Below are 19,026 nucleotides of genomic sequence, written 5' to 3'. Positions count from 1 at the left end.
AACTTGATGTGAACGGTTAGCAGGAAGCGGAATCATTTCCGCGAGTTCCATACGCTGAAGGCGGCTGACTTAATGCATCGCAGTTCTGGAACGGTGACAACGTAGATGGGACTTGCAGCATGTCTGCGACGTGTCGGGTAAACAATTTCCACACAAACCATCATTGCCGCCGCTTGCCATTTTGGCCAAATTGGCCAAACGTCGGCCCGGCGGAGGGGCGGACTCAGATGCACATCATGTCTGCGAAGGATGCGAAGTATGGCTTCGATCGTTTGATCGACATGGCCGTCAACGAAGTTGGTGGCGAAACCAAACACGAGGAGGTCGCCGCCTGACGATGACCGTTCCCGCCGAGCCGAAAATCTATCACATCGTTCATGTCGACAATCTTCCGTCGATCGTCGCGGATGGATGCTTGTGGCCGGATTCCGTGATGGCACAGAGAGCGGGCGGCGGGCAGGTGATCGGCAACAACGAGATCAAGGCGGACCGCCTGAGGCTTCCGGTTGCATGCCACGGCGGAACCTATGTCGGCGATTATGTCCCCTTCTATCTCTGCCCTCGCTCAGTAATGCTCTACGTCATCTCACGGCGAAACCATCCCAACGTGGCTTTTCGGGAAGGGCAAAAGCCGGTGGTTCACCTGATGGCCGACATGCGTGAGGTCGTCGACTGGGCAACAGCCAACAACAGGCGATGGGCATTTACCGACATCAACGCAGCCAACAGGGCGGCGGATTTCTACAGCGATCTCGATAGACTCGACCGGCTCAATTGGGAGGCTATCAACACGCAAAAGTGGGTTTCATGCCGCGACTACAAGATGGCGGAATTTCTCATGCACCAGAGTTTCCCGTGGGAACTGGTCAGAGGAATAGGCGTATACTCGCAAGCGGTTGGCGCACGGGCCGTCGCGGGATTCGGCAAGTCTGCTCATCGACCAACTGTCAAAGTGAAAGCAGAGTGGTATTACTGAAGGGATGGCGATGATCGAATTCAAGACCGGGGACATCCTTCAGGCGGACGTGGAAGCGCTCGTCAACACCGTCAACTGTGTCGGCATCATGGGCCGAGGGATCGCGTTGCAGTTCAAGAATGTCTTTCCGGAGAATTTCAAAGCGTATGAGGCTGCCTGCGCGCGCGAAGAGGTGCAGCCGGGCAGGATGTTCGTGTTCGAAACCCATACCCTGACCAACCCGCGCTTCATCATCAATTTCCCGACCAAGCGGCATTGGCGCGGCAAGAGCCGAATGGAAGACATCGATTCCGGCCTGAAGGCGCTGGTCGGCGAAATCCGGGCACGAGGCATTCGATCGATTGCAATTCCGCCGCTCGGCAGCGGCCTCGGCGGCCTGAAATGGGCTGACGTGCGCCCGCGTATCGTCGAGGCGCTGGGCAGATTGAACGAACTGCAGGTGATCGTGTTCGAGCCGAACAGTGCTCCGGTTGCGACCAAGTCGCGCGAGGTTCCGAAGATGACGCCAGGCCGTGCGGCGCTTGTCGTGCTCATGCATCGCTATCTCGGCGGCCTAATGGATCCATTCGTCACGCTGATCGAGATACAGAAGCTCATGTACTTCATGCAGGAAGCCGGACAGCCGCTGAAGCTGAACTACATCAAGCATCACTATGGTCCCTATGCCGATAATCTGCGGCATGTGCTGACGACGATCGAAGGACATCTGGTTTCCGGCTACTACGATGGCGGTGACGCGCCTGATAAGCAGCTCGAGCTGGTTCCGGGAGCCGTCGGGGAAGCCGAAGCCTTTCTGCAGGACGACAGCGCCACCAAGGCCCGGTTCGACCATGTCGGTGATCTGGTTGAAGGGTTTGAGACACCCTTCGGCCTCGAGCTTCTGGCGACCGTGCACTGGGTCGTGAAGAATGAAGGCGCTGTTGATGCTAACGATGCGGTTACCAAGGTTCACGCCTGGAACGACCGCAAGACGCGTTTCTCACCTCGTCAGATCGGCATCGCATTCGAGACGCTTCGCAACAAGGGATGGCTGGCTGCCGCATGACAACAGACACCTTGGAAAGGCGCTGATCGTCAGGGATATGACGGGTATAGTGCCGCCGAACCGAGGGGTTCGACGCATCCGGGTTCGCCAACGATCCGGACCGATTCGTCGGGCTTCATAACCTCGCGCGCGGAAACCTATCAGCTATTCGCTGTCCCCCGGCAAACCGTCGTTCCCGTGGCCACCCGGCCAGTCGCCGTATTTGCGCTGCCAGGATCGGGCACCGAAGGGCAGGCTCACCAGATAGGCCACCGCAGTCACGACCATCGTCTCCCAGGTATAGGTCATCAGCGTCGCCACGTAGAAGACGACGACCAGGATGACGGGAAGGACCAGATCCCGGCGGACGCGGTTCTCCGACTTGCCGGACCAGACAGGAAGACGGCTGACCATAAGGAAGGCGATCAGGACCGTATAGACCGACGCGATCAGCGCAAATGTCCTTTCCGGCGCAAGACCGAGCAGGCCAAGATAGACGGGCAGCAAAACCAGCATCGCACCGGCCGGCGCGGGAACGCCGACGAAATATTCCGACTGCCAGGACGCCTTGACCTGGCGCTCCGCCATCACGTTGAAGCGCGCCAGCCTCAGACCGACGGCAATGGCGTAGATCAGCGCCGCAATCCAGCCGAGGGAACGCGCCTGATCGAGCAGAAACACGTAGAGGACGAGCGCGGGCGCGACCCCGAAATTGATGATGTCGGCAAGCGAGTCCATCTGGACCCCGAAACTCGAGGTCGCCTTGAGAAGACGCGCGATGCGCCCGTCGATACCATCGAGGAAAGCGGCAAGGAGAACCATCGCAACCGCGAGCTCGAACCGATTCTCGAATGCCAGCCGGACGCCCGAGAGGCCGGCGCAGATCGCCAGGACCGTGATCATGTTCGGGACCATCAGCCGTAGCGGAATCTCCCGCAACCGGGGCCCGCGGGCCTTGTCGTGGGTGCCGGTGGCGTCCACGTGCTCAGCGGCGGACTGTTCAGGGCTTCCTGCGGATTGTTCGTGGCGGGGCTCTTCCATGACCTGTCCTCACGCGCGCCGGCTGATGACCGGGCCCTTCGCCGATCCGAATTCGGCGAGCACCGTCTCGCCGCCGGTGGCCGTCTGACCGACCGTCACGCGCGGTTCCGCACCGGCAGGCAGGAACACGTCGAGCCGCGAGCCGAAGCGGATGAGGCCGAAACGCTCGCCCGCCTCCAGCGACGCGCTCTCCCGCGTCCAGCAGAGGATGCGGCGGGCCACGAGACCGGCGATCTGGACCACGCCGATCTGGCCGTGTTTCGTTTCGATGACGAGACCGTTGCGCTCGTTTTCCTGACTTGCCTTGTCCAGCTCGGCATTCACGAACTTGCCGGCACGGTAGGCGATCCGTCGTACCGTGCCGCTCATCGGCGCGCGGTTCACGTGGCAATTGAAGACGTTCATGAAGACCGAAATGCGCAGCATCGGCTCCGATCCGAGGCCCAGTTCCTCAGGCGGCGTCACGGTGGCGACCGACGATACGGTGCCGTCCGCCGGGCTGATGACGAGATCGTCGTCGATCGGCGTCATGCGCTCCGGATCGCGGAAGAAATAGGCGCACCAGGCGGTCAGAACGAAGCCGATCCACATCAGCGGCTCCCAGAGGAAGCCGAGCGCCAGCGACACGACAAAGAAAATCGCAATGAAGCGGTAGCCTTCCCTGTGGACCGGTACGAGCGTGTTGCGCACTGTGTCGATCAAACTCATGAACTCTACTCTCCATATTTGCTTTGCGACGTGAACTAGCGCGAATCAGACAGCCCGGCAATGTCGAGGCCGGGAGATAGAGGACTCTCTGTAACCTCATTCCGGTCAGAGCGCCGGCATTCCCCGGTCGACGATGCCGAGATCGTCGCTCTCACGCACGCGTTTCAACTGTTCTTCGGCCTGCGTTGCCTCGCGCTGGCGGCTCCACATGGATGCATAAAGACCGCCGCGGTCGATCAGTTCGCCATGGGTGCCGCGTTCGGCAATCACGCCGTCCTTCAGGACGATGATCTCGTCGGCGTTGATGACCGTCGACAGGCGATGGGCGATGACGAGCGTGGTGCGATTGCGCGACACGATATCGAGCGCAGCCTGGATTTCCTGTTCCGTCTTCGTGTCCAGAGCCGACGTCGCCTCGTCGAGGATCAGAATCGGCGGCGCCTTCAGGATGGTTCGCGCAATCGCGACGCGCTGCTTCTCGCCGCCCGAAAGCTTCAGACCGCGCTCGCCCACCATGGCGCGGAAGCCTTCCGGCAGGTCGCGGATGAAATCGGCGATCTGCGCCGCCTCGGCGGCTGCCTCGACCTCCGTATCGCTCGCAGTCACCCGGCCGTAACGAATATTGTAGGCGATCGTATCGTTGAAAAGCACAGTGTCCTGCGGCACCATTCCGATCACCGAGCGCAGGCTCTTCTGGGTGACGTCACGCACGTCCTGACCGTCGATGGTGATCGAGCCTTCCTGGACATCGTAAAAGCGGTAGAGCAGCCGCGACAATGTCGACTTGCCGGCTCCTGAGGGGCCGACGACTGCGACCGTCTTTCCGGCGGGCACATCGAAGCTGATCCCTTTCAGGATCGGCCGTGCCGGATCATAGGCGAATTGGACGTTCCTGAAGGCGATTGCGCCTCTTTCGATCTCGAGCTCCTTCGCGTTCGGCCGGTCGACGACCTCCGCCCGAACGTCGAGCAGATCGAACATGTGCTCGATATCGGTCAGGCCCTGGCGGATTTCGCGATAGACGAAACCGATGAAGTTCAGCGGGATCGCGAGCTGGATCAGCATCGCGTTGATGAAGACGAAGTCGCCGATGGTCTGTTCGCCGCGCTGTACGGCGAGCGCCGATATCGTCATCATCACCGCCGTGCCGGCACCGAAAATCAGCGCCTGGCCGAAGTTCAGCCAGCCGAGCGACGTCCAGACCTGCGTCGCGGCCCGCTCGTAACGCTCCATAGACTTGTCGAACCGCTTCGCCTCCATCTCCTCGTTGCCGAAATATTTCACGGTCTCGAAATTCAGGAGCGAATCGATCGCCTTGGTGTTCGCATCGGTGTCGCTGTCGTTCATCGAGCGTCGAATGGCGATGCGCCAGTCGCTCGCACGCACCGTGAACCAGATGTAGAGCCATACCGTGACAGCGGTCACCAGGAGATAGGTGAAGCCGTAGCCCCACCAGAAGATCACCGCCGTCAGCAGGAACTCGATGAGTGTCGGTACGCTGTTGAGGATCGTGAAGCGGACGATCGTCTCGATGCCCTTGGTGCCGCGTTCGATTATGCGCGAAAGCCCGCCCGTGCGCCGCTCGAGATGGAAGCGCAGCGAGAGCTGGTGCATGTGAACGAAGGTCTTGTAGGCAAGCTGCCTGACGGCATGCTGGCCGACACTGGCGAAAAGCGCGTCGCGCAGCTGGTTCAGGCCCGCCTGCAGCAAACGCGCGAGATTATAGGCGAGTACCAGCATGACGGCGCCGGTCAGGAACTGCGGCAGGAAGCCGAGTGCGTCGGGCTTGTTGTTGAGCGCATCGGTCGCCCATTTGAAGAAATAGGGGACGAGGATGAGCACCATCTTGGCGATCACCAGGATCACCGTCGCCCAGACGACCCTCAGCTTCAGATCGATCCGGTCCGCCGGCCACATGTATGGCCACAGATTCGCTATGGTTTCGATGGGATTGGCACTGTCGGCGGAAACCGTCTTCTTCTGGGGCACGTCTCAGTCCGCTTCATGATTTGATTGACGAAGACATGCGGGCGAACCACTACGTCGCGCGCCTTCATCCCGCACCAGCTTCAATGAAAAGCGGCGCCTTTTTAGAGGACGCCGCTTTTCCTGACAGATAGGTCCACCTCCCCGCCAACGCAATGGAAGTGCCGGCAAAAGACAAACTTAGAGCGGGATGAGGAAAACTATATGCGGATTTCCGCCCGCATCCCGCCCTTGGGAACGATCACGTCAATGCTTTGAGGCCGAACCGATCTCAAAAGCATCGTGATCTAGTGTCGCATATGCTTGCGGTGGATTTCCCGCGATTCTTCCTCCGACAGCATCTCGTCCGGAACCCCGAAAACCTGGCCCGGTCGGATCAGATCCGGATTTTCGATCTGTTCGCGGTTGGCGAGATAGATGGTGGTGTAGCGCAGACCGGCACCGTAGACGCGGCGCGAGATCTGCCACAGCGTATCGCCGCGGCGGATGATCACCGACGTCTTGCTTTCCTTGAGCGGTGCCTGCTCGATGGTGGCCGGCTGTTCCTTCGCAGCATCCGAAGCCGGCGCCGCCGCCTGTTCGACCACGGTCGCATTTGTCTCGCCCGCTGCCGAAGGCTCCGGCTGCTTCGAGGCATCGCTCGCCTGCACCGCCAAGGGTTCGGCGGATGCCACCGAGGTGCCGACATTCTGGCGCGTCAATGCGTTCCCAAGAGCGCCATCGACCTTCTCCACCGCCGCTGCGACGCTTGGCGGGTCCTGCGGCGCAGCCTTGAGCGCGTCCAGCGCCGTTGTCGCCGCCTTGGATGCTTCAGCGGCGGCCGCCGCCAGATCGGCATCGGAGCCGTCGGCCGGCTTGAATTCGGCCAGCGACTGGAGGGCGAATTCGGTTGCCGAGCGGGCTGCGGCGAGCTGCTCCACGGAGGGCTGCTTCCCGTCGGCAAAAAGCGCTTTCAAAAGGGTAAGCGCCTTGCCCGCTTCCGCCTTCAAACGGTCGAGACCCATCGTGGGTGCTGCAAGCGTCGAACCGGCGATGGCGGCAACCTGCGCGCCCGCCGGCCTGTCGAAGGGAACGGAGGCGCGCATCGCCACCTTGCTTGCATCTTCGTTCATCATATCGGCGCGGATGATATGGCTGCCGACCGAGAGCTCGATCGAACCGTCGACGACGAAATGTCCCTTGTCATCGGCTTTCACCTCACCCAGCAGCTCGTCGTCCGCGTAAATGCGGACAAGGGCACCGGGCTTGGCGTTGCCTGCGACATACATCATGCCGCCTTCGATCTCGACCGCAGTCACCTGCAGCCCGGGAATGGTTGCCGGTGCGGCGGGAGAAACGGAAGCGCCGGCGGGCTCGCCGGCCGGTACCGTGCCCGGATCGGCGGCTGCCTGCATCGGCTTCGGCTCGGCTTCCGGCGTCGTGATCAGCCGGCTCGCTTTGCCCGCCTTGGATACCATCGCCAGCAGCTGCCCGCTCGAATCCTTCGGTACCGAAACAGTCGCAACCTCCTCCGACGTCTTGCTGTGTCCGCCTGAGCCGACGCTTCTGAGCGTCAGCTGGTGGTCGCCTGCCGAGAGCGGCTTGTCGAAGACGGCGGCAAAATCGCCGCCCGCGCCGACATTGGCGGTACCGACGACCGTGTCGCCGCTCAGGATCTCGAGCTTCGTGCCGGGCTGGGCTCTGCCCGCGACGACCGTCGAGCCGTCCGGTTCGACGCGCAGGACGTCAAATCCCGGAACCGTCCAGTTCGCCACCGGGTCGGATGCGGCCGCATTGCTGCCGGAGGCCGCTGTCGCTTGTTGTGCTGCGTTGCCTTGCGGGGCGGACGGATCGGTCTTCGTCGCCGCCGCCGTTTGGCCGGGCTGCTCGCCTGCGCCCGATTGGGCCACCGCCCCCTTGTCGCTTTCACGCAGATTCGGCTGAACCACAAAGATCATCAATGCGGTCGCGATTGCCAGGACGCCAAGCGCCACCCAGCTGGCCTTATTCTTAATCATGCCACTCTCCACAGGGCGGAGCGCCTTGATGCTCCCCGCATGCCCCATCGGCCGGCGCTGCGACGCCCGGTGCATTATAGCGCAACCGCAGCACACTGTCCGAATTCTTCAATGTATTACTGAAATTGCTAACGTTTCTTATAGTTCTATACAAGCGCTCACTATGATTCCGGCGCTCGACAGCCGGAGATTTTTCGTCCATTTTCCTTGACCCGTGCTGCACTGCAATTTCTGGTGGGACCATGAACGAGGAAACCACGCCGATTCTATCCGTTTGCGTTTATTGCGGTTCTCAGCCCGGGCGTGACGAAGCCCACATGCAGGCCGGCCGCACCCTCGGCAGATCGATCGCCGATCATGGCCTGCGCCTCGTCTATGGCGGCGGCACGCGCGGGATCATGGGCGCCGTGGCGAGCGGCGTGCTCTCATCCGGCGGACACGTGACCGGCATCATTCCCGAATTCCTGATGGACAAGGAAGCGACGCGTCACTCGCTAGGCCAGCTGAACGAATTGATCGTTACCGCCGACATGCATGAGCGCAAGCACAAGATGTTCGAGCGCGCCGACGCCTTCGTCGCCCTTCCGGGCGGGATCGGCACGCTCGAGGAGATCGTCGAAATCATGACCTGGGCGCAGCTCGGCCGCCACAGGAAGCCGATGGTCTTCGGCAATGTCAATGGCTTCTGGGATCCGATGCTGCAGCTGATCGACCACATGCGCGGCCAGGGATTCGTTCACACCGCGCATCTCGTGCAGCCGCTGGTGATCGACCGTGCGGAAGACATCATCCCCGGCATCCTTGCCTCGGTCCGCGCCAACGGGCGCGAAGGCGAAGCCGAGATCATCGCCAGGCTCTGATCCAGATCGGGACGAGGAAAAGTGTGGGCGGGTTTCCGCCCGCATCCCCGCTCTAAGTTCTTAGAATCGATCACGTTCATGGCTTTAGGTCGATCCGACCTGAAGTCATCGTGATCTGACTCTGCCGATTATTCGGCCGGCGTCGGTTGAGCCGCGCGCCGCGCCCTGCTCTCCGCAAGCATCGCTCCCGAATAGATGAAGAGCGCGGCCCAGATCAGGGCGAAGGCGACGAGTTTTGCCGTTCCAAAGGGTTCGTGGAAAACGAAGACCGCGATCAGGAAGATCATCGTCGGAGCGATGTATTGCATGATCCCGATCGTCGAAAGCCGGAGCAGCTTCGCGCCATTGGCATAGATCATCAGCGGCACGGCGGTGACGATCCCGCAGGCGAGGAGCAGCAGGACATCCGTCATGTTGGCGTCGCCGAGGAAGTGGCCCTGCCCCGTCGCCTCGAGCCAGATGACGTAGCCTGCAGCCGGGATGCTGAGCAGCAAGACTTCGAGGAAGAAGCCCTGGTTCGGCCCGACCGGCAGCGTCTTCCGGAAGAACGCATAGAAACCCCAGGAAAAGCACAGCCCGATCGAAACCCAGGGAAGACCGCCCGCGTCGAAGGCAAGCACGCCCACGGCGAGCGCGGCGAGGCCGATCGCCACCATCTGCGCCGGATTTGGCCTTTCCTTCAGCAGCAGCGCACCGAGGAAGATGGAGAACAGAGGGTTGATATAGTAGCCGAGCGCGGTCTCGATGGCCCGACCCGCCCCGATCGCCCAGACATAGATGCCCCAGTTGACCGTGATGAGAGCCGCCGTGATCGTGGCCATCATCAGCACGCGTGGAGAGCGCAGCGCTACCTTCACGTCCTGCGTGCGGCCGAGCCACACGAGCACGAGGCCTGCGAGCGGTACCGACCAGACGATACGATGCGCCACCACTTCCGCCGCAGGGATATGCGACACCGCCTTCATGAAAAAAGGCAGGAAACCCCACAACAGGTAGGCTGCCAGCGCGAAGGCGAAACCCTTCGGGGAATCGACATTCTCTGCGGGCAAATTCGCGTTCGGCTCGGCCATGATTTTGATCCTGAAATTCCACCGGAGCCGAGCGGGAAGTGCTCCGGTCGCAATCGACGGCCAACCCTCTCGGGAGCAATTGCCGTCAGTCCTCCTGCGTCCTACTCCAACGGACGGTGATGCACCAATTCATTTCCGTGAACCGATGGATGAACGGCGTTGATACGACGGAACCGGACATCCCGCGCAACCCGAATTCATCGTGATCCAAACTACTCGGCCGCGATCGATCCGACCTGATCGCGGTTTTTGAGCAGCTTGTAGACGATACTGTCCATCAATGCCTGAAATGAGGCGTCGATGATGTTGTCGGACACGCCGACCGTCCACCAGCGCGCCCCTGAGCGATCCGTCGATTCGATCAGAACGCGGGTGACGGCCTCGGTGCCGCCGTTGAGGATGCGCACCTTGTAATCGGCAAGTTCCAGATCGGCGATCTCGGACTGGTACTTGCCGAGATCCTTGCGAAGCGCGAGGTCGAGCGCGTTGACCGGGCCATGCCCTTCGGCGACCGACATCATCGTTTCGCCGTCGACGATCACCCTGACCACGGCCTCCGATACCGTCTTCAGCTTGCCGTTCGCGTCGAAGCGGCGCTCGACCATCACGCGGAAGCTCTCCACCCGGAAGAAGTCGGGCACGGTGCCGAGAATACGGCTCGCGAGCAGCGTGAAGCTCGCATCCGCACCTTCATAGGCATAGCCCGTCGCCTCGCGTTCCTTGACGATCGAGATCAGCTTGTCGAGCCGCGGATCGTCCTTGGAGACCGTGATGCCGCGCCGCTTGAGGGCATTGATGAAATTGGCCTTGCCTCCCTGATCGGAGACCATGACCTTGCGCAGGTTGCCGACGCTTTCCGGTGCGACATGCTCGTAGGTCCTCGGGTCCTTGAGCAAGGCGGAGGCGTGAATGCCGGCCTTGGTGGCAAAAGCCGAAGCGCCGACATAGGGAGCCTGGGGATCGGGAGAGCGGTTGAGCAATTCGTCGAAGGCATGGGCGAGCTTGGTCAGCTCCTGGAGCCTCTCGGCATCGACTGCCGTCTCGAAGCGGTTCGAATAGGTTTCCTTCAGGGCAAGCGTCGCAATCAGCGTCACGAGATTGGCGTTGCCGCAGCGTTCCCCGATGCCGTTGAGCGTGCCCTGGATCTGACGAACGCCGGTTTCGACCGCAGCCAGCGAGTTGGCCACCGCCTGCCCCGTGTCATTATGCGCATGGATGCCGAGATTTGCACCGGGCACACCCGCCGCAACCACGGCCGAGACGATCTCGCGGATCTCGCCCGGCTGCGTGCCGCCATTGGTGTCGCAAAGGACGACCCAGCGCGCGCCCGCCTCGAAAGCCGTTTTCGTGCAGGCGAGCGCATAGGCGGGATTCGCCTTGTAGCCGTCGAAGAAATGCTCGCAATCGACCATCGCCTCGCGCCCGGACGCGACGACCGCCTTCACGGATGCGCGGATATTGTCGAGATTTTCCTCGTTCGTGCAGCCGAGCGCCACCTCGACATGATAATCCCAGCTCTTGGCGACAAGACAGATCGCATCGCTCTTGGCGCTCAGCAGCGCGCTCAGTCCCGGGTCGTTGGAAGCGGAGACGCCGGCGCGCTTGGTCATGCCGAAGGCCACGAAGGAGGCCTTGTCGGTGCGCCGGCACTTGAAGAACTCCGTGTCCGTGGGATTGGCGCCGGGATATCCGCCCTCGACATAGTCCATGCCGAATTGATCGAGCAGCGTCGCAATCGCGATCTTATCCTCGACGGAAAAGTCGATGCCCGGCGTCTGCTGCCCGTCCCGAAGCGTCGTGTCGAAGAGATAGATGCGTTCCCTGGTCATGTCTCGGTTCCAACGTACAAATCACTGATCGATTGCGGGTTCTTCGCACCCGCTCTATTCGGCCTTGCCGGCAAATTTATCGGTCGCCCCGATGAGCCGGTCGAGAATGCCCGGCTCCGAATAGGCATGTCCCGCCCCCTCGATGAGGTGGAATTCGGCATGCGGCCAGGCCTTATGCAACTGCCAGGCATATTTTGCCGGGCATGGCATGTCGTAGCGGCCATGCACGATCACGCCCGGAATTCCGTGGAGCTTATAGGCATCGCGCAGCAATTGCCCGTCTTCCAGCCAGCCGGCATTGACGAAGAAATGGTTTTCGATGCGGGCGAACGCGTGAGCGTATTCGTCCTCCTCGAAGGGCGTGCTGGTGTCCGGCTCCGGCAGAAGCGTGATCGTCTCCCCCTCCCAGATACTCCAGGCCTTGGCCGCGGCAAGCCGCGTCGCGCGGTCCTCGCTTGTCAGGCGGCGGTGATAGGCTCGCATCATCTCGTGGCGTTCTTCCGGCGGGATCGGTGCGATGAAGCGTTCCCACTTGTCGGGGAACATTTCCGAGACGCCGAACTGATAGTACCAGTCGAGCTCGGCCTTGGTCAGGGTGTAAATGCCCCTGACGACGAGTTCGCTTACCCGCTCAGGATAGGTCTCGGCATAGGCCAAGGCCAGAGTCGAGCCCCAGGAGCCGCCAAAGACGAGCCACTTGCCAACCCCGCAAAATTCCCGCAGCCGTTCGATATCGGCCACGAGGTGCCAGGTCGTGTTGGCTTCGATCTCTGCATGCGGCGTCGACCTGCCGCAGCCGCGCTGGTCGAACAGCATCACATCGTAGAGCGACGGATCGAAGAGCCGGCGGTGGTTCGGCGAAATCGTACCGCCCGGGCCGCCGTGTAGGAAGACCGCCGGCTTGGCGCCGGGCGTGCCCGCCCGTTCCCAATAGATCGAATGGCCGTCGCCCACATCGAGGTGCCCGGATGCATAGGGTTCGATTTCGGGATAGAGGGTACGCAATGGAGAACTCACGATAGATCTTCCTCGGGCGGCCAGTGCACCGTGTCGTAGTCGGGGTGCTGGCGGTTGGATTCCAGGACTATGAGGTGGCGCTCGGCGGCCGCTTCGCTGCCGTCGTCGGTCTCTGTTTCGGGAAGCTGCGGCAGATGCGAAAACCAGAACATCCGCGACTCGACGCCGGACTGGTAGACCGGCTGGACGTCATCCGGATCGTCGAGCGAACCGAGCGCGATGTTCAGGAAGCTCGCATGCGGCATGTCATAGAAGAGCGGCGTCCCGCAATCGCGGCAAAAGCCGCGGCGCACGAGATCGGACGAACGGTACCAGGCGGGCTGGCCGCGCACGATGCGGAAATCTTCGCGCGCGATATTGGCAAGCGGCAGAAAGTAGTTGCCCGCCGCCTTCTGGCACATGCGGCAATGACAGATATGCGGATCGTCCAGCGTGCCCTCGGCGCGGTAGCGCACCGCGCCGCACTGGCAGCCGCCGGTGAAGATGCGTCCGATCATCGTGCCCAGACTCCGCCCGGAGGCCACTGCTCCGTCTCATGGTCCGGATGCTGAAACGAGATGATCTGCTCCTGCCGCCCATAATAATCGGCATCGTCGTGAACCGGCTGCTCGAAGATCGATTCGACCCAGGGAAGCCGGGACCGGTAATTGACCTGAATTTTCGGCGCGAGATCGGAGCGGTCGTCGAAGGCGCCTATGGCGATTTCGAGGCCGCCGGGATGCCGATAGGTCATCGGCGTACCGCATTTCGGGCAGAAGCCGCGATCGATATTGACGGATGACTGGAAATAGCTCGGCTCGTCACGGGTCCACTCGACCCCGTCCTTCGGCGCCGTCACCAAGGCGGAGAAGAAAGAGCCGAACTGTTTCTGGCACATGCGGCAATGGCAGATCGAGGGACGCCCGAGCTCTCCGTGGATGCGGAAGCGAACGGCCCCGCACTGGCAGCCTCCAGTCCTGACGGTATTGCTCATCCTTTTTCCTCCGGTGGCCAGGTTTCGGTGTCGTGGTCGGGGTGCTGATAGGAAACGAGGTCGGCAAGAACGGAGACAGCCTCGGCGTCGGCCATGGTCTCTTCGCCGGGCAGCTCGGATACATGATCCACATAGGGCAGTTTTCCTTCGACGCCCCATTGGATGGTCGGCACGATGCCTTCCGACCTGTCGAATGCAGCGATCGCGAGCGCCATCCCGTCCGGGGCCTCGTAGGTCAGCGGTGTTCCGCAGTCGCCGCAAAAGCCGCGCCAAACCACATTCGAAGACCGGAAGCGCTTGCGCTCGCCGCGGGTCCATACGAGCTTCGCGCCGCGTACGGAAACGAGCGGCAGGTAGAAATTGCCGCTCGCCTTCTGGCACATGCGGCAATGGCAGACGGAAGCATCGCCGAGTTTTCCCTCGACGCGGAAGCGGACGGCGCCACACTGGCATCCGCCCATATGGATCTCGTCAGCCATCTCGCCCTCCTCTTTCCTCCGGCGTGCCGGCAGCGCGAACATCCTGAAACTAGACCTGAGACCGCTTCACCTCCCAGGTGGTCACTCTTTCGCCGGTCTCGGGATCCTTGCCGTCCTTGAGCTGGATGCCTCTCGCCAGGAGATCGGCGCGGATGCCGTCGGCCTGCGCGTAGTTCTTGGCCTTCAGAAGCTCCAGACGCTCACGTACACGGCCATCGATCTCGTGAACGACCGCCTCGTCGAGTTCGACCTCCTTCGGCACCACCCCGAGAAGCGCCGCGCTCGCGGCGAAGGCCCCGAGATGGCGCGTATCGGCGGAAGCCTTTTGCGCCAATGCATGCAGCGCCTGAACGGCCGCCACGGTGTTGAGGTCGTCGGCCAGGGCGGTGACGACGGCCGGATCCGCCTCGCCTGCAGCGTCGCCGTAGACCGGCCATTTCGACAGCAGATGCTCGGCCTCCTCCAGCCGCTTGATCGAGAAGTCGATCGGTTCGCGGTAATGGGTCATCAGCATTGCCAGCCGAAGGACCTCGCCCGGCCATTTGCGGCCGCCGAATTTTTCCGTGTGAAGAAGCTCGTAGATAGTGATGAAATTGCCCTCGGACTTCGACATCTTGCGGCCTTCGACCTGCAGGAAGCCGTTGTGCATCCAGACATTCGCCATCATCTCGGTGCCGTGGGCACAACGCGACTGGGCGAGCTCGTTTTCGTGATGCGGGAAGATCAGGTCGATGCCGCCGCCGTGGATGTCGAACACGTCGCCGAGATAGCGCCCGCTCATCGCCGAGCATTCGATGTGCCAGCCCGGCCGCCCGCGGCCCCAGGGGCTGTCCCAGCCCGGCTCGTGCTCGGCGGAAAGCTTCCAGAGCACGAAATCGCCCGGGTTTTTCTTGTGCGCTTCGACGGCGACACGGGCACCGGCCTGCTGCTCGTCGAGATTGCGCTTGGAAAGCTGGCCGTAATCGTCCATCGACCGTGTATCGAAGAGCACCTCTCCCTCGGCCTCGTAGGCATGGCCCTTGGCGATCAGCTTTTCGATGATTTCGATCATCCCGGCGATGTTTTCGGTCGCGCGCGGTTGCACGGTGGGCTCGAGGCAGCCGAGCACCGCCGCATCTTCGAGGAACTGCGTCTCGGTCTTCTCGGTCACATGCCGGATCGCCTCGTTCAGCGGCAGCCCGGGATAGTCGCGCAATGCCCGCGCGTTGATCTTGTCGTCCACATCGGTGATGTTGCGAGCATAAATGACGTGATCCGCGCCATAGACGTGACGAAGCAGCCGGAACAGGACGTCGAATACGATGATCGGCCGTGCATTGCCGATATGGGCATAGTCGTAGACCGTCGGGCCGCAGACATACATGCGGACGTTCTGAGGATCGATCGGCCGGAATTCGGCCTTTTCCCGCGTCAGCGTGTTGTACAGTTTCAAAATCGGCATTCCGCCCATCCCAGATCTCCAAGTCTGCATGCTGCCGTCGCAATATAATCGCCGGGTGGCCCCGCGCGTTTGTCATCTTGGATTTTTGGAGACGAAAACGGCCAGGCCAGCGGTTCGCTAGCGAATAATCTTCCGGCAAATAATGCAGATAACCGTTTTCATGGCGACCCTTATCGCGCGTCACCCGGCGCCGGTCAAGAGGCGAGCCACGTGCAAGCGAAAGTCGGCATTCTGCAACCATGACGGCCATGGATTTGTCACGATTTGGCTTATCTGGAAATCGTCAGAGGGGAAGGAGATACGCCAATGCAGCCCGGCACGGCATCAGGTCCTGTTTCCCGAGGAACAACAGGGACATGGTTTTCGTTGAAAATTCACGAGGGCTAATGCTCCCGATAGGGAAAACACCAAGGAAGACATGCAATGAAGGCCGCCAAAATTGCCGAACGCAACCCGCCGCCATCCGATCTGCTGACGAAATACCGCCCACTTGGCCTGAAGGCCGTCCTCGCAGCCGCGCTGCAAGTCAGGGCTAAACCGGCTGACAAGAAGATCGCGAAGCGTTCGGCTTAGTTCCGACCTGGGGCAGCGCCGCGCGTCCCCTTCGCCCCGCTTGCGGGGAGAAGGTGGCCGGCAGGCCGGATGAGGGGCGGTCCATGGCTCAAAACAACGACATCTGCCCGCCATCATCCCGGTCGTCGGAGCGCCCCCTCTTCGGGACCGGCGCTATCGGCGTGACCTCGTCCTGGAGCTCAGGGCCGGTGTTGGCGACCTTGTTGACCTTGTCCGACACGGGGATTGCTTCGAAATAATCCTCCGCCGCCGGCACCATGAGGTCGGCCACCTCGCGAGGTTCCTGGCTCTTGCAATCGAGCCAACGGGAAAAGTCTTCGGGCTGGATCACGACCGGCATGCGGTCATGGATGTGACTGACGGCGCCGTTCGCATCGGTGGTGAGGATCGCCGCGGTGTCGACCTCCGAACCGTCGGCGGAAGACCACGTCTCCATGAGCCCGGCAAAGGCCACGATCCCGCCCTTTTTCGGCCGGACCCAAAAGGCTTGCGAGGCCTCCCGGCTGCCCTTGACGGGGCGGCGCCATTCGTAAAAACCGGACGCCGGCACCAGCACACGGCGATGGCGCATTGCGGCGCGGAAGGCGGCCTTGCCGATCGCGGTTTCGGCCCGAGCGTTGATGAGCAGCGGAAACTTGCGCGGGTCCTTGACCCAGCCTGGCGTGAAACCCCAACGGACGAGCACAGCCTTGCGTTCCGGCAGGTTGCTGCCCGGTTCCGGCCGATCGGAGGCCACGATAACGACTATCGGCTGCGTCGGCGCGATGTTGAAGCGCGCAGGAAAACCCTCCGCTTCAAGCAGGCCAAACAGTTCCAGCAATTCCTCCGGCGTTGCCGTAAGCGCAAAACGTCCGCACATGACATCGATGTGGCACTTCACGTAGTATGGGTCAACGACCAAGGTGATTTTCGATTCCATGATTACGAAGCAACCCGAGCGCGCCTCCTCCGCCATTCTCGAACGGAACGGCCGCTATCTTCTTGTCCGGCGGGCCAATCCGCCGTCAGCCGACATGTACGCTTTTCCCGGCGGCAGGGCGGAGCCCGGGGAGACGCCGGCGCAGACGGCATTGCGCGAACTCGCCGAGGAAACGGGCATCAGCGCCCGCGATCCCGTGCTCTTCGAAATCTATGACCTGCCCGGTATAGGCCCGCAGGAGCGTCACTTCCTGCTCTCGGTCTTCACCGTCCAGGCCGATCCTGATTTGGTCGCGATCGCCTGCGATGATGCCGCCGGCGTTGGCTGGTTCACACCGGAGGAAATTTTGACCTTGCCCATTCCGGAAAGCGTGCGCGACTGCGTGGAAAAGCTGGCTGCCGGCGGGCCAAGGCGTATTCCTCAGTCGGCGACCGGCGTCAGTTCGGATTTGAGGGGCGCATGACCGATAAACGGCTCCCGTTCAGACTGTTGCTTACAGGCATTCTCCTCGCCACCGCCGCGGGCGTGGCGGCTCAGGAAAAGCAGCCTGCCCAGCAGACGGCCGCTCCCTCTCCGGCGCAGGAGGAAAAGCCGACCCCTTACGACCGGCGGCTGATCCGCCTCGCCGAAATTCTCGGCTCGGTGCATTATCTGCGCAATCTCTGTCTCGACCAGCCCGAGGACGGCTGGCGCCGCTCCACGCAGGAATTGATCGACAAGGAGGCGGCAGGAGAGCCGAAACGGCGCGAGCGCATAACCGCGGCTTTCAACCGGGGCTATCGGACCTTCGCCTCGGTCTATACCAGGTGTACGGAGCCCGCGACGCTCGCGGAAGAACGCTACCGTGCCGAAGGTGCAACACTCGTTTCGGAAATCGTCGCCCGCTTTGGAAATTAGGAAGATATTAACCTCTTTTTCCCTGACCCCGTGTCGTTTCGGGAAAAGGCTGCTAAGTTTGTTAAGAGAGTGATAAGAAGTAGCCGGCCTGTCTGCCCGTTCAGTTGCGGTTCAGCGGATAGGCGTTAGGTTAGCCAGTGCACGTAATGGAAGCCGCATGGAACGAATGATGGAACCAAGCCTGACAGACATCGACGACATGATCGTCCACGAGAAGATGCAGGCGGCGCTCGAGCACCAGAACGAGGCTTGGGCGGATGGCATGGCCGACGGCATCGAGCCCGAAATCATCGCCGATGCGGCGATTGCGCTGGCCATGCGCGAAACCGTTCGGCTTCATGGCGAAGAAGGTGCCGAGGCAATGCTTAATTCGCTTCGCGAGCGCATGCTCGCCGGAGAATTCTCGCCAGAGCGGACGATTCAGTAACATCAGGACTGCCCGATGAACCGGAACCCTGCAAACCGGGCCCTCCCGGTTGGTCTTGTCGTGTTGCTGCTGGCGAGTGCGACGATGCCCCCTGCGCCCGCGTTCGCGCTCAGTGAGTTTCAGGGCGCCCCTGCCCCCATTGCCGGCGAACAGAACGCAGCCCCAGGCGACGAGGCCGAAGAGTCCGCGCCGGAAGAACGGGCCCCCCTCGAAATTCCGATGCCAGACCCTCTCGTCGACAGGACGGCCGTCGAGTCGAAGGACGATGAGATCGCCGCGCCTGACGTTGTGGAGCCTGTCGAGGTCCTGACGGATGTTTCGAAGATCCCGGTGCCGGTCGCACGCATGCGCGAACTGATCGTCGAGGCCGCGGCTTCGGGTGACATCGAGCGGTTGCGCCCGCTGCTCGGCAAGGGCCCCACCCAGACCCAGGTTACCGCCACCGCCGGGGAAGACGACCCGATTGCCGCACTCAAAAGTCTTTCCGGCGACCAGGACGGCATCGAAATTCTGGCCATCCTCCTCGACGTCATGTCGACGGGCTTCGTGCTTGCGGACAAGGGTACTCCCGAGGAGGCCTATGTCTGGCCCTATTTCGCCGAGAAGCCGCTCTCGTCGCTGACCGCCCCGGAAAAGGTCGACCTCTTCCGACTGGTGACCGCCGGCGATTTCGCCGGGATGGAAGAGTTCGGCACCTACAATTTCTACCGCGTCGGCATCACGCCGGATGGAAAGTGGAAGTTCTTCGTCGCGGGCGATTGAGCGCGTCTCGTGCCGGAGAGACGGAAATGCTGGCGGTTCCCGCTCGG

20 protein-coding genes are annotated in these 19,026 nt (G+C 62.0%); 8 read left to right on the top strand and 12 right to left on the bottom strand.

Features of this window, described 5'->3' with window-relative positions:
• Positions 1 to 337 precede the first annotated feature (337 nt).
• Both darT and darG read left to right on the top strand, forming a co-directional pair.
• Positions 338 to 976, top strand: coding sequence for a type II toxin-antitoxin system toxin DNA ADP-ribosyl transferase DarT (darT, locus tag AC5J09_RS17725; RefSeq protein ID WP_494298120.1), 639 nt, complete (start codon positions 338 to 340; stop codon positions 974 to 976).
• A 10-nt stretch (positions 977 to 986) separates the two neighbouring features.
• A complete protein-coding gene (gene darG, locus AC5J09_RS17720; protein WP_494298119.1) occupies positions 987 to 2,021 on the top strand; it encodes a type II toxin-antitoxin system antitoxin DNA ADP-ribosyl glycohydrolase DarG in 1,035 nt (344 codons plus the stop codon).
• 144 nt (positions 2,022 to 2,165) lie between these two features.
• Here the strand turns inward: darG and pssA are convergent, their stop codons facing one another.
• The 4 genes from pssA to AC5J09_RS17700 form a co-directional block, all read right to left on the bottom strand.
• Positions 2,166 to 3,041 (bottom strand): CDP-diacylglycerol--serine O-phosphatidyltransferase, encoded by an 876-nt coding sequence (gene pssA / locus AC5J09_RS17715; RefSeq protein WP_100672094.1) that lies wholly within the window; start codon positions 3,039 to 3,041, stop codon positions 2,166 to 2,168.
• A gap of 9 nt (positions 3,042 to 3,050) precedes the next feature.
• Positions 3,051 to 3,749: a phosphatidylserine decarboxylase gene (locus AC5J09_RS17710; RefSeq protein ID WP_018094641.1), complete on the bottom strand. Its 699-nt coding sequence runs from the start codon at positions 3,747 to 3,749 to the stop codon at positions 3,051 to 3,053.
• Positions 3,750 to 3,854: 105 nt separating this feature from the next.
• Complete coding sequence (locus tag AC5J09_RS17705) at positions 3,855 to 5,738, bottom strand: ABCB family ABC transporter ATP-binding protein/permease (protein WP_494298118.1); 1,884 nt, start codon at positions 5,736 to 5,738, stop codon at positions 3,855 to 3,857.
• Between the two features lie 284 nt (positions 5,739 to 6,022).
• Entirely contained in the window at positions 6,023 to 7,732 is a 1,710-nt protein-coding gene (locus AC5J09_RS17700) for a LysM peptidoglycan-binding domain-containing protein (protein ID WP_494298117.1), read from the bottom strand.
• A gap of 242 nt (positions 7,733 to 7,974) precedes the next feature.
• Here AC5J09_RS17700 and AC5J09_RS17695 point away from each other — a divergent pair, with 242 nt between their 5' ends.
• Entirely contained in the window at positions 7,975 to 8,592 is a 618-nt protein-coding gene (locus tag AC5J09_RS17695) for an LOG family protein (protein ID WP_018094638.1), read from the top strand.
• Positions 8,593 to 8,720: 128 nt separating this feature from the next.
• On the opposite strand, the gene rarD is transcribed toward AC5J09_RS17695, so the two are convergent.
• The 7 genes from rarD to cysS form a co-directional block, all read right to left on the bottom strand.
• Positions 8,721 to 9,662 carry an EamA family transporter RarD gene (gene rarD, locus AC5J09_RS17690; RefSeq protein WP_275596531.1) on the bottom strand — a complete coding sequence of 314 codons (942 nt, stop codon included), beginning with the start codon at positions 9,660 to 9,662 and terminating at the stop codon, positions 8,721 to 8,723.
• A 212-nt stretch (positions 9,663 to 9,874) separates the two neighbouring features.
• Entirely contained in the window at positions 9,875 to 11,491 is a 1,617-nt protein-coding gene (gene cimA, locus AC5J09_RS17685) for a citramalate synthase (protein ID WP_494298116.1), read from the bottom strand.
• Between the two features lie 54 nt (positions 11,492 to 11,545).
• Positions 11,546 to 12,508: a prolyl aminopeptidase gene (gene pip, locus AC5J09_RS17680; RefSeq protein WP_324763152.1), complete on the bottom strand. Its 963-nt coding sequence runs from the start codon at positions 12,506 to 12,508 to the stop codon at positions 11,546 to 11,548.
• Positions 12,505 to 13,005, bottom strand: a complete 501-nt coding sequence (locus AC5J09_RS17675; protein WP_100672087.1) for a GFA family protein — start codon at positions 13,003 to 13,005, stop codon at positions 12,505 to 12,507. Before AC5J09_RS17675 ends, pip begins: the two co-directional genes overlap by 4 nt.
• Complete coding sequence (locus AC5J09_RS17670) at positions 13,002 to 13,481, bottom strand: GFA family protein (RefSeq protein WP_324763151.1); 480 nt, start codon at positions 13,479 to 13,481, stop codon at positions 13,002 to 13,004. The genes AC5J09_RS17675 and AC5J09_RS17670 overlap by 4 nt, the downstream gene beginning before the upstream one ends.
• Positions 13,478 to 13,960 carry a GFA family protein gene (locus AC5J09_RS17665; protein WP_494298115.1) on the bottom strand — a complete coding sequence of 161 codons (483 nt, stop codon included), beginning with the start codon at positions 13,958 to 13,960 and terminating at the stop codon, positions 13,478 to 13,480. The genes AC5J09_RS17670 and AC5J09_RS17665 overlap by 4 nt, the downstream gene beginning before the upstream one ends.
• A gap of 49 nt (positions 13,961 to 14,009) precedes the next feature.
• Entirely contained in the window at positions 14,010 to 15,410 is a 1,401-nt protein-coding gene (gene cysS / locus AC5J09_RS17660; protein WP_127709444.1) for a cysteine--tRNA ligase, read from the bottom strand.
• A 414-nt stretch (positions 15,411 to 15,824) separates the two neighbouring features.
• Between cysS and AC5J09_RS17655 the strand changes: the two genes are divergently transcribed.
• Positions 15,825 to 15,974, top strand: a complete 150-nt coding sequence (locus AC5J09_RS17655) for a hypothetical protein (RefSeq protein ID WP_080662060.1) — start codon at positions 15,825 to 15,827, stop codon at positions 15,972 to 15,974.
• An 88-nt stretch (positions 15,975 to 16,062) separates the two neighbouring features.
• Here AC5J09_RS17655 and AC5J09_RS17650 read toward each other — a convergent pair whose 3' ends face one another.
• Complete coding sequence (locus AC5J09_RS17650; protein WP_201269669.1) at positions 16,063 to 16,893, bottom strand: SOS response-associated peptidase; 831 nt, start codon at positions 16,891 to 16,893, stop codon at positions 16,063 to 16,065.
• Here AC5J09_RS17650 and AC5J09_RS17645 point away from each other — a divergent pair.
• The 4 genes from AC5J09_RS17645 to AC5J09_RS17630 all read left to right on the top strand — a co-directional run bounded on the left by AC5J09_RS17645 (position 16,892) and on the right by AC5J09_RS17630 (position 18,979).
• On the top strand, positions 16,892 to 17,356 hold the full coding sequence (locus tag AC5J09_RS17645) for an NUDIX hydrolase (RefSeq protein WP_379942550.1): 465 nt from the start codon (positions 16,892 to 16,894) through the stop codon (positions 17,354 to 17,356). The two genes, AC5J09_RS17650 and AC5J09_RS17645, sit on opposite strands and share 2 nt — an antisense overlap.
• Positions 17,353 to 17,790 carry a TIGR02301 family protein gene (locus AC5J09_RS17640; RefSeq protein WP_100672084.1) on the top strand — a complete coding sequence of 146 codons (438 nt, stop codon included), beginning with the start codon at positions 17,353 to 17,355 and terminating at the stop codon, positions 17,788 to 17,790. Before AC5J09_RS17645 ends, AC5J09_RS17640 begins: the two co-directional genes overlap by 4 nt.
• A gap of 157 nt (positions 17,791 to 17,947) precedes the next feature.
• The gene (locus tag AC5J09_RS17635; protein ID WP_010969047.1) at positions 17,948 to 18,217 is read left to right on the top strand and encodes a hypothetical protein; all 270 of its coding nucleotides are present in this window, start codon (positions 17,948 to 17,950) and stop codon (positions 18,215 to 18,217) included.
• 15 nt (positions 18,218 to 18,232) lie between these two features.
• Entirely contained in the window at positions 18,233 to 18,979 is a 747-nt protein-coding gene (locus tag AC5J09_RS17630; RefSeq protein WP_275596536.1) for a hypothetical protein, read from the top strand.
• Positions 18,980 to 19,026 lie beyond the last annotated feature (47 nt).

It is taken from the genome of Sinorhizobium sp., assembly GCF_059070375.1.
This window is presented reverse-complemented; position numbering and strand designations above follow the sequence as displayed.